The 13396-nt window shown below is 67.1% G+C and carries 12 protein-coding genes, 1 tRNA gene and 2 pseudogenes; 13 read left to right on the plus strand and 2 right to left on the minus strand.

Annotated elements, in window-relative coordinates; genetic code table 11:
- Positions 1-73: 73 nt before the first annotated feature.
- The 3 genes from ACRYCC_RS26900 to ACRYCC_RS26910 all read left to right on the plus strand — a co-directional run bounded on the left by ACRYCC_RS26900 (position 74) and on the right by ACRYCC_RS26910 (position 876).
- Positions 74-442, plus strand: coding sequence for a hypothetical protein (locus ACRYCC_RS26900; RefSeq protein WP_433816475.1), 369 nt, complete (start codon positions 74-76; stop codon positions 440-442).
- A gap of 76 nt (positions 443-518) precedes the next feature.
- Complete coding sequence (locus ACRYCC_RS26905) at positions 519-713, plus strand: 4-oxalocrotonate tautomerase (protein WP_433816476.1); 195 nt, start codon at positions 519-521, stop codon at positions 711-713.
- A gap of 74 nt (positions 714-787) precedes the next feature.
- Positions 788-876: transfer RNA gene (locus ACRYCC_RS26910), tRNA-Ser, on the plus strand.
- A gap of 56 nt (positions 877-932) precedes the next feature.
- Here the strand turns inward: ACRYCC_RS26910 and ACRYCC_RS26915 are convergent.
- Positions 933-2417 (minus strand): site-specific integrase, encoded by a 1485-nt coding sequence (locus ACRYCC_RS26915; RefSeq protein ID WP_433816477.1) that lies wholly within the window; start codon positions 2415-2417, stop codon positions 933-935.
- A gap of 637 nt (positions 2418-3054) precedes the next feature.
- Here ACRYCC_RS26915 and ACRYCC_RS26920 point away from each other — a divergent pair.
- The 8 genes and pseudogenes from ACRYCC_RS26920 (at position 3055) to ACRYCC_RS26955 (ending at position 12160) form a co-directional block, all read left to right on the plus strand.
- Positions 3055-4653: a GTPase domain-containing protein gene (locus ACRYCC_RS26920; protein WP_433816478.1), complete on the plus strand. Its 1599-nt coding sequence runs from the start codon at positions 3055-3057 to the stop codon at positions 4651-4653.
- A gap of 43 nt (positions 4654-4696) precedes the next feature.
- On the plus strand, positions 4697-6709 hold the full coding sequence (locus tag ACRYCC_RS26925; RefSeq protein ID WP_433816479.1) for a dynamin family protein: 2013 nt from the start codon (positions 4697-4699) through the stop codon (positions 6707-6709).
- 376 nt (positions 6710-7085) lie between these two features.
- Positions 7086-7712, plus strand: coding sequence for a glyoxalase (locus ACRYCC_RS26930; RefSeq protein ID WP_433816480.1), 627 nt, complete (start codon positions 7086-7088; stop codon positions 7710-7712).
- A gap of 137 nt (positions 7713-7849) precedes the next feature.
- The gene (locus ACRYCC_RS26935) at positions 7850-8311 is read left to right on the plus strand and encodes a DUF8821 family protein (RefSeq protein WP_490885255.1); all 462 of its coding nucleotides are present in this window, start codon (positions 7850-7852) and stop codon (positions 8309-8311) included.
- A gap of 36 nt (positions 8312-8347) precedes the next feature.
- A pseudogene (locus ACRYCC_RS26940) lies at positions 8348-8632 on the plus strand (IS21 family transposase); the annotation flags it as partial.
- A 92-nt stretch (positions 8633-8724) separates the two neighbouring features.
- Positions 8725-9488: pseudogene (gene istB / locus ACRYCC_RS26945) on the plus strand (IS21-like element helper ATPase IstB).
- Between the two features lie 280 nt (positions 9489-9768).
- Positions 9769-10194 (plus strand): plasmid mobilization protein, encoded by a 426-nt coding sequence (locus tag ACRYCC_RS26950; protein ID WP_433816482.1) that lies wholly within the window; start codon positions 9769-9771, stop codon positions 10192-10194.
- A gap of 157 nt (positions 10195-10351) precedes the next feature.
- A complete protein-coding gene (locus tag ACRYCC_RS26955; protein ID WP_433816483.1) occupies positions 10352-12160 on the plus strand; it encodes a relaxase/mobilization nuclease domain-containing protein in 1809 nt (602 codons plus the stop codon).
- Positions 12161-12227: 67 nt separating this feature from the next.
- Here the strand turns inward: ACRYCC_RS26955 and ACRYCC_RS26960 are convergent, their stop codons facing one another.
- Positions 12228-12380: a hypothetical protein gene (locus tag ACRYCC_RS26960; protein WP_433816484.1), complete on the minus strand. Its 153-nt coding sequence runs from the start codon at positions 12378-12380 to the stop codon at positions 12228-12230.
- A gap of 400 nt (positions 12381-12780) precedes the next feature.
- On the opposite strand from ACRYCC_RS26960, the gene ACRYCC_RS26965 reads away from it, so the two are divergent.
- Together ACRYCC_RS26965 and ACRYCC_RS26970 are read left to right on the plus strand one after the other, a co-directional pair.
- Positions 12781-13122, plus strand: coding sequence for a hypothetical protein (locus ACRYCC_RS26965; RefSeq protein WP_433816485.1), 342 nt, complete (start codon positions 12781-12783; stop codon positions 13120-13122).
- Entirely contained in the window at positions 13103-13312 is a 210-nt protein-coding gene (locus tag ACRYCC_RS26970) for a hypothetical protein (protein WP_433816486.1), read from the plus strand. The genes ACRYCC_RS26965 and ACRYCC_RS26970 overlap by 20 nt, the downstream gene beginning before the upstream one ends.
- Positions 13313-13396: the final 84 nt, after the last annotated feature.

Below are 13396 nucleotides of genomic sequence, written 5' to 3' on the forward strand. Positions count from 1 at the left end.
CGCTCACGGGACGTGAAGGACCGCGGTGCGGTCTAATCATGCTCCTGCCCCCCATGCAACGAGGAGTGACTTCATGCGCGGAAACGCCGTCCGGGTCATCGGCGCGCTCGTCCTTGGCCTCGTCTCCGTCGCCGGGTGCTCCGGCGGCGGAGACAAGGCCACCGCCTGCAAGAACATGAAGCAGGAGATCAGCGCCTTCGGCACGAAGCAGAGCAGCGACCCCCGGCAGGTGGCCCAGGCCTACGCGGATCTGGCCAAGAAGTTCCGCGCCGAGTCGAAGAACGCCGGCGACGACAAGGTCGAGTCCGCCGCGGCCAAGGCCTCCACCGCGCTGGACGGGCTCTCGGCCGACATGCGCAGCCTCGCCGCCGGCAACGTGAAGATCCCCAACACCCAGGAACTGCAGAGCTCCTTCGCGGAACTGCAGAAGGCCTGCGCCTGACCGCCCCATGCTGATGCCACGACCCCGTCCGACCCCGCCCTCGCTCTCCAGGGCGGGGCGTCAGTACGTTGACCCCATGCCGATCATCACCGTGGACCTCTGGGCAGGCCGCACCGTCGAGCAGAAGCGCCTCCTGGTCAAGGAGCTCACCGACGCCTACGTACGGGCGGCGGGCGGCTCACCGGGCGCCGTCCAGGTGGTGCTCCGGGACGTCCCCAAGGAGAACTGGGCCGTCGGCGGCCAGCTCTACTCGGACCGTGACGGAGCCTGACCAGGAGGTTCGGGCAAAGCGCTTTGCCGCCCGGGCCCTGGAGCGGTAACCTGTGCGTGGCCTGCGGGCCTCCAGGAGGATTCGCCTAGTCCGGTCTATGGCGCCGCACTGCTAATGCGGTTTGGGTTTACGCCCATCGGGAGTTCAAATCTCCCATCCTCCGCCTCTGACCAGCGGTTTCTCCGAGAGCTTGATCATCGGGGGAGCCGCTGGTCGCGTTTAGGGGGCCGATAGGGGGCCGGGACGCCGCGGGACCACCGCGGCGGTGGCCTCGGCCGCCTGTTTGGCCAGCTCGGGGAGGATCGAGGTGTAGGTGTCGGCGGTGAACGCCGAGCGCGCGTGCCCGAGCGTCTCGCTGATCACCTTCATGTCGACCCGGGCCGCGAGCGCGAGCGTCGCCGCCCCGTGGCGCAGGTCGTGGAACCGGATCGGCGGGAGCGGAACACCGTTCAGTACGTCCTCGACCCTGACCTGGTCGGTGCGGTGTTTGCGGGCGATGTGCTCCACGCTCCAGCCTTCGGCGTGCTTGTGCCGGATCTCCGCGTACTGCGCGAGCAGGATGTCGAAGCGCAGGGAGATCCACGCGGGATTCAGCGGCGCCCCGTCCTGCCGGGTGAAGACGAGCCCCGAGTCGACCCAGACCGCGTCGGCCTCCTGCCTCTCCTTGTCCTGCGCGGTGCGCCAGGCGTCCAGCGCCACGACGGTCATCGCGTCGAGGGTGACGGTGCGGTCGCCGTAGTCGGACTTGGGATCGTCCGGATCGAAGTCGGCGTCCGTCCGGGTCTCGCGGATCCGGATCGTGCCGGCCTTCAGGTCGACGTCGGTCCACGGCAGCCCGGCCACCTCGGCCCGGCGCAGCCCCCGGAACGCGACCAGATGGAACAACGCGTACAGCCGTTCCGTCGCGGCGTAGTCGAGGAACGCGCCGGTCTGCTGAGGTGTCCACACCATGACCGGCGCCGGCACCTTGCCGGTGGTCCGCCAGCGGGCGACCCGTTCGGGAGTCCACACCAGTGGCTTACGGTGTGGCACCCGGGGGAGCTCGACATGCTGGATCGGGTTGTGCGTCAGGTACTTCTTCTTGACCGCGGTCCCCAGTGCTGAGCTGAACACGGCGTGCACCCGCTTGACCCTTGCCGGAGACAGCGGCTTGCGGGACTTCTTGGGGCGCTTCTCCCCTTCGGGGATGTTCTTCTTCACGGAGTCGGCGCGGACCGCGATGAGCCGCCGGAGCATCTCGCTCTGCTTTCGTCCGGCGGGTAACGGGCGATTCAGCTGGAGCAGCGCGTTGTAGAACTCCTCGGCGTGGTGGTCGCGCAGGTCCACCAGGCGCAGGTGCCCCAGACCCGGCTTCAGGTACAGCTCGATCGTCTCGCTGTAGCTGCCTCGGGTCGAGTCCTTGAGGCTGAGCTTGTTGGCGATCCACCGGTCCAGCCACTGCCCGACGGTGATCTGCCGATCGGAGGCATGACCATCAGCGCCGAGCTTGGCTAACTCCTTGACCAGCTCGGCCTCGGCCTCTTCCTTGGTCTTGAACGGCCCGACCCGAGGTCGCCGGCGCTTGCCGTCAGCTGAGGGGGGAGCCTCGTAACGGAACCACCATGAGCCGTGGCCATTCTTCTTGATCTTGGGGCAGTCGGTGTCGTACTGCTTGCCGGTCTCGGGATGCAGGCAGCGGCATCGCTTGAACGTGGACCCTTTCATGGGCACCATCTCCTCGGTTGAGCGCGACCTCGGGGTAATCGCACTGGTGTTCGATCAAAGATGCACGATCCGCGAAGTTATTGTCAACTGAAGTTTGCAGACTCGCGCAATGTCACTTTTGGTCTATTTATGCTTGTTCATGGCCGATGTGACGGAGGCGCGCCGCAACCGATATCCGTCAACGACAGCCTGGGTCCAGCGAGCGTCCGTCGGTCATGAGCCGCGGATGTGGTCCGATGAGCCCGCCGCCTCACCCGTCCAGAGCGCAGGACCAGACGTTGCTCTAGAAGCAGGGCGGTGTCGTCCTTGGCGAGGCACCCACAAACAGACCGACATCATCCTTACGCAGCGAACGAGTCCCTCATGGGCGACGCGATCGCAGAGGGGTCGGCCCGCAGCCACCGACTTGAGCAATGGATGGGCCGTGTCAGGCTCCTGATCGTGACCGGATGCGGTCGAATGTGACGGGTATGTCCGCCCCTGCCAGCCAAAGATCGGTAGTGTAACGCTCTTGTGACGGTGTGCGATCAGGGGGCGGGTTTTGGGCGACGCGGAGGTGCTCTCCGTACAGGCAGATGAATGGGATCGCCGGATCACTCAGCTGTCGGCGTTGGCCGCCGATCACGGTCTGGGTAAGTTGGCAGTCGGTCTGGGCGTGCTGCGGAAGCACAACTCCCGCCCCGGTTTCCGGGTGTGCTTCGTCGGCGGGTTCTCCGTCGGCAAGTCACATCTGATCAACCAACTGCTGGGCGCACATGTGCTCGCCGAGCACGAGATCCCCACGGCGCCGTGGACAAGCGTGATCCGCGCGTCGGATGCGGGGGACCATCGCGATGATGGCCTTGCCGATGGGGCCACCGACCGTCTGGTCCGGGTGGAGAGTCCGTGGCTACGTGGCGCCGATTTGGAGTTGCTGGATACCCCGGGTCTGTGGGGCGAGGACCGTGGGGAGGTGGATCGGACCCAGACGGTCAGAAGGCTGACCCAGAGCAGTGACGCGGTGGTCCTGCTGGTCAGAGCTGTGGGCGGGTCGAACCTTCAGGAGCGGGAGTTGCTCCGGGAGATCGTCTACGCACTGCCGGAAACCGCTGTGATGCTTGTGGTCACGATGCTCGATGACGTGCGGGGAGACCGCTCGGAGGTCCTGAAACGGCACCGGGCACTTGCTCGGAAGATCAGTCCGAGGATCGAGGTCTTTCCGGGGCCGGGTGGCGATTCGATCCGACCGCATTCACCCGATGATCTGTCGGCGCTGCGCGATCGCCTGACCGAGCTCGCGGGCATGGCCCAGAACGGTCAGGCTCGTATCCGGCAGATCGCGGCTGTGCTGATCGGTTTCTGCGACGAACTGGAGGCGCTGGCGGCAGAGGCCCTGGTCGCGCTGGGCGCGAGCGAAGCCGGCAGGACGGCTACTCGTCGCGCGATCGACCTTCAGTACCAGGCGAGCGTCGCCCGCTGGACGGCCGCCCGGCTGGAGCTGGAGAACCACGGCACCGCTCTGGGAGTGGACCTTGAAGCCGGTGGCGGACTGCTGCGGGACCGGCTGATCGAGGAGGTGGAGAAGCGGGTCGGCGACCACACCGACCCGCGAGCGCTGTGGCTCGACGAACTGTCGGGCTGGATCCGTACGGAGCTGCGCGCACACGCCGCCGACGTGGCCGATGTCATCGCCGAGGCGTTCGCCCGGGACGCGGTCTGGCTCGACAAGGAACTGGACGCCGTCGTAGGGCCCCGCGCGGAGGACCTGCGAGGCTCCGGGGCTGGCGCCGGAGCCGATATTCCGGAAGATCCGCAGGTCCGTCCGCCGATCCTGTCGGCGGGGGTCATCGAGACGTTGAGCACGATCGTCACCGAGGGCGGAGGTGCCCTGGCCGAACTGGTGATCAGCTCCTACGCGTCGGCGGAGTTCATGCGGCAGATCTCCGCCGTTCTCCAGGAGGCGGCCCAGCGGGGAGTACGCGAGCGTCTGATCGAACGTCAGCGCGAGAGCGTACGGGACTCGGTTCGCCGGATCGTGGACGATTTCTGCCTGGACCTGACGGAGCTCGGCAGGGCGCGCATCGCTGCGCTGTACGGACGCCTGATCAAGGCAGGCGGGGAACGGCACGCTGCCTGGTGGGACTCCCGGCTGGCGTTGTGGGACCACCCACAGGGCCAGGACCAGGGCTGGGAACGGTTGCGGGCGGAGGCCCGGTATCTCCGTGCGGAGATCGCCACCGCAGCCGAGACGAGCTGATGACCAAGACCACCCGCCTATCCAATTGGGGACTCACGGCGACATGACCGAGCACAGCACGCCCCCGCATCCCGGCGGGGGGTTCAGCACCTGGACCGATCGGCGCTCCCGGCTCACGGACCTGTTCTACGAGACCCGCGGCATCGCGCTGGACCTGGAGAAGGTGTTCGGGGTGGACGGTCGGAGCACCCGCTCGGACCGGCTCACGCAGGCGTCGCAGTCGCTGGCGCGCGAATCCTTCCGGGTCATGGTCTTCGGTGATTTCAGCAGTGGCAAGAGCACATTGATCAACGCGTTGCTGGGTGAGGACCTGCTTCCGACGAAGGAGAATCCGACCACCGCGTTCACGACCGTCATGCGCTGGGACGAGCGGCCACGCGCCGAGCTGTACCGGGAACTGGACGGCCAGGCGGAGCCTGTGACCATCGAAGAGTTCGCCGACAGTGTGGAACTGAAGGTGGATCACGAGCAGGTGCCGACGCAGAGTCCCTATTCCTGGGGAGTCGTCTACTGGCCGTTCCGGCTGCTGGAGTCCGGGGTCGAGCTCATCGACTCCGCTGGCACCAACGAAAGTGCCGCCCGGGAGGCGGTCACGCTGACCTTCCTGCCTCAGGTGGACGCGATCGTCTTTGTCACCACGGCCAAGGGCGCCTTCAAGAAGCACGACCAGGATTACTACCTGGACATGCTGAAGAAGCTGGGACACGAGGACATCTTCTTCGTTGTCAATCAGTTCGACCTGCTCCGCAGGGACAGCGACCGGGCCGACGTCCGGCAACGGTGCCGCAACATCGTGCGCAGGTACTCCTCGCGCGTGGACCGGATCTTCTTTGCCAGCGCGCTGGACGCACTCGAGGCGCTCGGCGGCACTGAACCGGACGAGGCGGCCTTCCAGAATTCCGGTGTGCCCGACCTCATGGACGCCCTGACCCATTTCTGCCTGCACGATCGGGCGCGCATCAAGTTGCTCAGGCCGGCCGAGGTGCTCCGGCGCGAGGTGCTGGAGCTGCGTAACAGGAGCGCTCAACGTCGCGAGATGCTCAGCCGCAGCGCGGATGAGCTGCAGCTGTCACTCGATCAACAGCTGGAGACCCGGCAGAGCCTGGAGTTGACGGTCGCGCGCATCGAGACGGCGCTGAGCACCTGGGTCGGGGAGACCGAACGGTACGTGGCGAACGCGGTCGAGAGCCACATCCGGCGGCTCGTGCCGGCCGTCGAGGACTCCTGGACGGCCGAACTACCGAAGAAGATCAAGGTGCATCCGCTCCGGAGGGACCGGATGGAACGGTGGGCCGAGGGCATCCAGCAGATCGACGACGCCCTCGACCAGAGGCTCCAGCGGGAGCTGCACCTGTTCGGTGCCTCCGAGGAGGGACTGGTCGGCTTCCTGCGCGACCGTCAGGTGATGCTGGAATCGACCCTGCTGCCACTGCTTCACGACTACCAGGTCGGGATGGAGGAGTTGCGTGCCGCACTGACCGGCTCCCGCGATGCCGTACGCTCCGCCATGGTGCAGGACCGGCTCAGTGCCATGAACGTGCAGCTCGTCAACCGCATCCTTGCCACCACCTCGCCCGGGCTGTCCATGGGCAACATGGCGGGTACGGGATCGATGCTGCTCACGACCGGGGGTGTCGCCGCCGGCCTGGTGTGGGCGGGCCTGGCGACGGCAGTGATCGCCACGCCGCTCGCTCTTGGCCTGGCCGCCATCGGTGCACCGTTCGTGGCCAAGGCGCTGACCCGGCGGCAGCTGCGTAACAACGCCGTCAAGGAGTACCAGCAAGCGTTGATGGCGACGGCTTCGGAGATCGCAGGCCAATACGCCAAGGAGTACGGGGACGCCCTCCGTGAACAGACCGAGGACCTCAGCCAGGAGCTGAGCGGCTCACTGGTCGAAACGATCGCGGAGGCCGAGGCACTGATCGCCGGACTGCGGTCCAATCGGACCAAGAGCGAAGAGGAGCGCCGCTCCCTCGCGAGCTGGGATGAATCGCTCAATGAGATCGAAAGCACCGTGTCAGAGCTCGTCGAGAGCGTTCTACAGGAGATGCGCTGAATCCATCGATACGGAGATGCCGGGCGTCAGCGGCGAGTGGCAAGAACGCCTGCAGCAGGCCATGCCGGACGGCTCTATGCCCCCCTGAGCCTTCCTGGTCGCACTCCGCCACACATGTCCGACGGTTTGGTCCTAGCTTCGAGCACCTGAACGACCACAGCGGAACATCCGCTCATGCCGCAGGCCGAGTGCCGCCGGCTTCCGTGACGCGGTCGGTCGGCTCTGCCGTGGATGTTCTTGGAGACGCCATCGAGGCGACGATCGCGGTTGACGTGTGGGTTCGGGGGCTGCTGTTGGGCGTCTGTCCGGCTCGGGTGGTTCAACTGGTCAGGTTTCGAGAAGCACCGGCCGCAGGGCGGCTTTTAGCGTGGTGGTCATGGCTTCCATCGAATACGTCACCATCGAGGCCGCGGACGCCGAGGCCGCCGCCCACTTCCACGCCACCGCCTTCGGTCTGGACAAGCAGGTACGTACACGGGCCTCCGGGGCGCCGACCAGTGGCTTCCGCGGATTCACCCTCTCCCTCACCGTCTCCCAGCCGGGCAACGTCCAAGCCCTCACCGACGCCGCCGTCGCGGCCGGCGCCACGGTGATCAAGCCGGTCGCCAGGTCGCTCTGGGGGGTCGGTGGCACCCTCCGGGCTCCGGATGGGACGATCTGGAAGATCGCGACGTCCGCCAAGAAGGACACCGGCCCGGCCACCAAGGAGTTCGACTCCCTGGTGCTCCTGCTCGGCGTCGCCGATGTCGCCGCGACGAAGCGGTACCACGTCGACCAGGGGTTCTCCGTGGACAAGAGCTTCGGCAGCAAGTACGTCCAGTTCGCCGCCGGGCAGGGCGCCATCACCCTGGGCCTCTACAAGCGCAAGGCCCTCGCCAAGGACGCCGGTGTCGCCCCCGAGGGCACCGGCTCTCACCGCATCGCGATCGGCGCCACCACCGGGACGTTCACCGACCCGGACGGATTCGCCTGGGAGAACGCCTCACCCGCACCCACGACCTGAACACCCGCTCACGCCGCAGGCCGGGTCTCGGACCTTGAGCTCTCGCGTCTGCCTCGCTACCGGGGCATACGCAGGATCTCAGCCTCGGCGGAAGCTGTCGGACCCCACTGACCAGACAGAGACGGAGGAAACTCGCCATGCCTTATGCCGTGGACTTCGCAACCGTATCGACTATCGGTTTGGAATCGTCACCGGTCGCGTACGCTCTCGCCGGCCTGCGGGCGAACGAGGCCCGCTACTTCAAGAACAAGTACAGCCACGTCTTCACGGTCGAGCCTGCGGGCGAGGCCGTGCCCACCGTCGACTGGGTGAGCCGGATCCTCCAGGAAGAGCGCGGCATCCTCATCTCCTCCCGCCCGCTCGAGGCGACCGCGTTCCGGGTCGAGAACATTCGGTTCGCCTACGTCTTCTACGAGAACGGTCTGTCGATCAACGTGATGTACACCGTCGACAGCGCCGGCAAGCGGGCGGTCGGGTTCAAGCTCTCCGACGGGATGGAAGTCCCCGCGGAACTCGCCTCGTTCAAGTTCGCCCGGCAGAAGTCGAAGCTGGCCGGCACCATCCGCGGCTCCTACTTCGTCATCAAGAACGAGTACTGACCCCGGGGCCAGCCTTACCGGAGGCCACCAACGCACTCATCGACGTTCCTCACCGGGTCAGCGGCCTCGGGCAACACCCGCCTGGCCGCAGACCTGGTCGAACTGGCCGCATTGCGCGCCGCTCACGGCGATGACGTCCTGGTCGGGGCGTTGGAACGGGCGGTGGCGTTCCGCCGGTGGCGGGCCGAGGACGTCCGGTCCATCCTCGCGGCCGGAGCAGACACCCAGCAGGTCCGTCCCGCCGGGGACGCGCTCGTTCTGGAACTGCCACACATCCCCACCCGCCCGCTGTCGGCCTACAAGATCGGAGATGTGTCATGACCGCGAAGACCGCGCCCGCGCTGGCCGCTGACCTGGACAGCGGGCTCCGCCGCCTCAAACTCGGCACCATGCGGCGTCTGGCACCCGAGCTGATGGTCACCGCGAAGACCCAGCGGTGGTCGCCCGAGGAGTTCCTGCGGACCCTGCTCGACGCCGAACTCGCCTCACGGGACGAATCGAACACCCGCACCCGGATGAAAGCCGCCGCGTTGCCCGTCATCAAAACGATCGAGGAGTTCGACGTGAGCGCGTCCTCGATCCCCAAAGCAACGTTCGACTACCTCGCCTCGCTGGAGTGGATCCGGGATGCGAGAACTACTGCGCGGTCGGCCCAGCCGGGACCGGGAAATCCCACAGCCTGGTCGCGTTCGGCGTCGCCGCCGTCCAGCAGGGCTACCGAGTCCGCTACTTCACCGCCGCCGACCTCATCGAGACCCTCTACCGGGGCCTGGCCGACAACTCCGTCGGCCGCGTCACCGAGACCATCCTGCGCGCCGACCTCGTCGTCGTCGACGAAGTAGGGTTCGCGCCCCTGGACGACACCGGCGCCCAACTGCTGTTCCGGCTCGTCGCCGCCGCCTATGAGAACCGGGCCCTCGGCATCGGCTCACACTGGCCCTTCGACCAATGGGGCCGGTTCCTACCCGAACACACCACCGCCGTCAGCCTCCTCGACCGGCTCCTGCACCACAGCCTCGTCGTGGTCACCGAAGGCGAGTCCTTCCGCATGCGCCAAGCTCGCGCGCCGACTCGCCAGGTACGGAGACAGCCCCGCCGATGGAAGTCGCGACACGCCGATCCCAATGAAACCTCGTGCCGAGCAGGCTATTCCAGACACTTAGCGAACCTCCGTTGATTCGCTCTAGAAACCGGAACTCAAAGTACGCTGCGGCATCGGAAAGCATGAGCTGATGTCCACGGGAATCGCTTATGACGCAGACGCGCACATCGCCGGTCGGCGAGTTGAACGAGCCCCCGCTGTCGCGGAGCAAGATATGTAAAAGGGGACCCTTGATGTTCTGGACCGGGCGCGGTCCAGAATGCAAACTGTCCGTCTACACCGCCACCCGGTTCGGGTTGGTGGCGGTGTCGACGGACAGTTTGGACCGGGCGCGGTCCGTGGGGAGGTCTTCGAGATGGGTACACCACCGGGCAGCGAGAACCCGTCGGCGAGGGCAGGGAAGCGGCGGCGGCGGTCGCATCTGCCGTCGCCGCGTGACCGCCTGCTGAAGGTGCGGTTGTCGGAGCAGGAGTACAGGTTGCTGTCGGCCGCCGCGCAGCGTGAGGGGCTGGCGAACGGTGCCTACGCTGCGCAGATGGTGCTCGCTGCCGCCCGTCACATCAACGCCCCGCAGCACGCGGTGTTACGCGAGGTCCTGGCGGCACTGATGTCCGCGGCCGGTCAGGTCCGGCGTATCGGCGTCAACCTCAACCAGGCGGTGGCGGCCACGCATTCGACCGGTGAACTGTCGGCGGTGCTGGGGTTTTATGCCGAGGCCGCCCATCGCACCATCCGCAGGATGGACGATATCGCCGATGATATTCGAAGGCTACTTCCCTGAGCCACGGATCCTCACTCCGCATGGACCACATGTCATTACCTGGTATCCACGACGACCGGCTGATATCCGATAATGGCTCCGCAGTGCCGTTCTCGTCACGGCCCGCAATGGACTGCGGGGGCGCCTGGTGATCGGGAAGGCCAAACGGGGAACCAGAGTGCAGGGGCTGATCCGTTACCTGTTCGGACCGGGCAGATACCAGGAGCACAGGAATCCGCACATCGTGGCGGGGTTCTGGGATCCCGCCGAACTGGAGCCACCCTTGCGCGGTGACGGTACCCGCGACTTCCGGTATCTCGATTCCCTGCTGACCCAGCCGCTGGCGCTGCTCGGTGAGCGGAACTACCGCAAGCCCGTGTGGCATCTGCCCCTCAGAACCGCCCCGGAGGACCCGGTGCTGACCGATGAACAGTGGGCGCAGGTCGCTGAAGAGATCATGGCCAGGACCGGGCTGGCCCCACCCGGCGATGACGGCGGCGTCCGGTGGATCGCAGTACGACACGCGCAGGACCACATCCACATCGTCGCCACCCTCGCCCGCACCGACGGGGACCTCCCGGACGTATGGCGTGATGCTTATCCGATCCGGGAGGCCTGCCGCGCCATGGAGGACCGGTTGGGGTTGCGGCGGACGGCTCCGGCGGATCGGACCGCCGCCCGCCGTCCGCACCGCGGGGAGAGCGAGAAGGCCAGGCGGCAGGGGCGGGCGCAGGAGTCCCGGATCGTGTTGCGCCGCCAAGTCCTCACCGCTGCCGGGGGCGCCCGCAACGAGGCGGAGTTCTTCGAACGTCTGGCGACCGATCACGTACTGGTCCGCAAACGAATCGGAGAGGCGGGTGAGGTCACTGGGTACGCGGTCGCGGTGCCCGGTGACCTCAACAAGGCCGGGGAGCCGGTCTGGTTCGGCGGATACCAACTTGCCGCGGACCTGACCCTGCCCAAATTACGGCGCCGGTGGACACCCGCTCCGGGTTCTGGTCCGGGCTCGGCGGATTACTCTCCGGTATCCGGGCGGCATCTGTCCGCATCGACCGCACGAGCTGTCCTGCGGAGAACCATCCGCCAGGTCGCGGATCGGTCCCGGAGCGCGGAGGAGTTCTTCGACCACCTCGACCGCGCCGGGCTCCTGGTCCGCCGGCGGTTCAGCGAGCACACCCCCGACCAGGTCACCGGGTACGCCGTCACCCTGCCCGGCCATACCGGGGCTGATGGCCAGCCGCGGTGGTACAAGGGCGGGAGCCTGGCGGAGGAGCTGTCCTGGCCTCACCTGCACCACCGCTGGAACACTGCCACCGGCGAGGGTAGGCGGTACGAACCCACGCAGCCGGACTTCACCCACGAGGAACGCCAGGCGTTCTACAACGACGCGGCCGGCGCCGCCGCCTACGCCACCGCCCAGCTACGCCGCTACCTCGCGTTCAACCCGCACGCCGCCCAGGACGCCTGCTGGGCCGCCTCTGACACCCTGCACGTCGCCGCCAGAGCACTCCGCAACCCGCACCTGCGCAAAGCAGCGGACGCCTACGACCGGGCCGCCCGCGCACCCTACGGACGGATCCCGAAACCGACCCCTGCCGGGAACGGGCTACGCACCGCCGCCCGCCTCATGGCCATGGCCGGACTCATCGGCGACCAGAACACCGTCGCGATCCTGATGCTGGTCACCAACCTCATCACCCTCATCGACACCATCGCCCAACTCCGCCAAACCCAGCAACGCGCCGCCCAGGCCACCGCAGCCCGGACCGCCGCAGACCACCTCCGGAACGCCCGGCCACAACGGGAGCAGGCACCACACCGGCTTCCCGAGACCCGCCGGGAACCCACCCCCTACGAGCTGGCCATGGCAAACTTCCCCACCCCCTGGGCGCCAACGATGCCGAGCGGGCCGGGAGCCGTACCGGGGGATAGTCCGTATCGACCCCGCCCCGGAGCCGGTCCTTCCCGGACCCGGCCAGCTCGCTGAGGGCGCTCCGGGGGCAGGAAACGATATTCGCGAACGCGCTGGATGACCCACGGTTACCGGTTGCTGATCAGTCGGCAAGGAGGGCGTGCTTCATGAGCCCGGCCACCGCGGCGACCCACAGATCGTTTCGGCCCCATACCTGCGGATCGAGGGACTGCAGACGATCGGCCAGCCTCTGTACGGCCTCGGCTGGCGCCGGCTCGATACCGTAGCCGTCCATGTGATCCCGGTAGGCCAGCAGGCAGGCCGCGACATCCGCAAAGGATCGGCGCCCCCACAGGGACCGTCCGGCCCGCTGGCTTGCCGAGTCCACTGACGTACAAAGTCATCCGGGCTGAGTGGCTCACCGATCCGTTGCCTCTGCCCTGCCCTGCGTAAATGTACTTCCGAACGGCTGGCCCATACCTGAATGTTAGAAGATCGTGCGTTTGCCCGGCGGACGGCAGCTCCGCCACCGAGGGCTACGGGCGCTGAGGAAATCGATCGCTTCCCTGATGTCGGGCGGCTACCGTCGCTGCGTGTTCGCCACAGCCTTTTAGACCGCGAGACCTTCCGCGGAGGATTCGATCACTGGCGAGGGCATCATCCCCTCCCGTACGGAAGGAAGGAGGATGAATGGCATGGACAGCGAACTCTGGGCATCGCTGCCCGGTCCGCTGCGGACCCGCATCGACGAACTGGTGATAGCCGATCGCTGGTTCGAAGCCGTCAAGGTGCTGTGGATGTCCGGAGTGGAGCCACGGCCCGGTCTAAACGACTGCAAGGGGCTGATCGCCTACCGGTACCGCGAACTGGGCGATCGTGTTGAGCGCGCACCGGAACCTGCTCGGGATCTAGCGACGCTGATTTCCCAGGTGAACGCGCTTCCTCGGCGCCCCGGCCGCGATCGAGGCGCTGTGGGACGGCGACTCCCGCGGCTGGTGCGTCGTCCTTCTCGCCGTCATGACCGACCCACCGGCTGAAACGACCCTGGCCATCATCCGGCGCGGCGACGACCTGCGCCTGTTCAACGGCCAGGTGCCGCTCTGGCCGGAAGCACAAGAGGCCATGGCGACCGGCACCGCACTGGCGCAGCATTTCGGGCTGCCGTTCCACTTCGCAAGCCCTGTTTCACCGGAGATCGACGCCCCACGCTGGCACGATGTTGAATGAAGTATCTGCCGGGCCCGTCAGGGAGGCGCCGTATCCGCAACTCGGCCCCAGCCCCGATGCGCTTGTATCGCGGGCCGTGGGCGG

Source organism: Actinomadura scrupuli (assembly GCF_050971785.1).
Taxonomy (GTDB): domain Bacteria; phylum Actinomycetota; class Actinomycetes; order Streptosporangiales; family Streptosporangiaceae; genus Actinomadura_E; species Actinomadura_E scrupuli.

Bases quoted from the DNA above. Each gene is read 5' to 3' on its own strand.
- ACRYCC_RS26900 (WP_433816475.1), top strand. From the start codon at position 74: ATGCGCGGAAACGCCGTCCGGGTCATCGGCGCGCTCGTCCTTGGCCTC.
- ACRYCC_RS26905 (WP_433816476.1), top strand. From the start codon at position 519: ATGCCGATCATCACCGTGGACCTCTGGGCAGGCCGCACCGTCGAGCAG.
- ACRYCC_RS26925 (WP_433816479.1), top strand. From the start codon at position 4,697: ATGACCGAGCACAGCACGCCCCCGCATCCCGGCGGGGGGTTCAGCACC.
- ACRYCC_RS26950 (WP_433816482.1), top strand. From the start codon at position 9,769: ATGGGTACACCACCGGGCAGCGAGAACCCGTCGGCGAGGGCAGGGAAG.
- ACRYCC_RS26965 (WP_433816485.1), top strand. From the start codon at position 12,781: ATGGACAGCGAACTCTGGGCATCGCTGCCCGGTCCGCTGCGGACCCGC.
- ACRYCC_RS26915 (WP_433816477.1), bottom strand. From the start codon at position 2,417: ATGAAAGGGTCCACGTTCAAGCGATGCCGCTGCCTGCATCCCGAGACC.
- ACRYCC_RS26970 (WP_433816486.1), top strand. From the start codon at position 13,103: ATGACCGACCCACCGGCTGAAACGACCCTGGCCATCATCCGGCGCGGC.
- ACRYCC_RS26935 (WP_490885255.1), top strand. From the start codon at position 7,850: ATGCCTTATGCCGTGGACTTCGCAACCGTATCGACTATCGGTTTGGAA.
- ACRYCC_RS26930 (WP_433816480.1), top strand. From the start codon at position 7,086: ATGGCTTCCATCGAATACGTCACCATCGAGGCCGCGGACGCCGAGGCC.
- ACRYCC_RS26960 (WP_433816484.1), bottom strand. From the start codon at position 12,380: ATGGACGGCTACGGTATCGAGCCGGCGCCAGCCGAGGCCGTACAGAGG.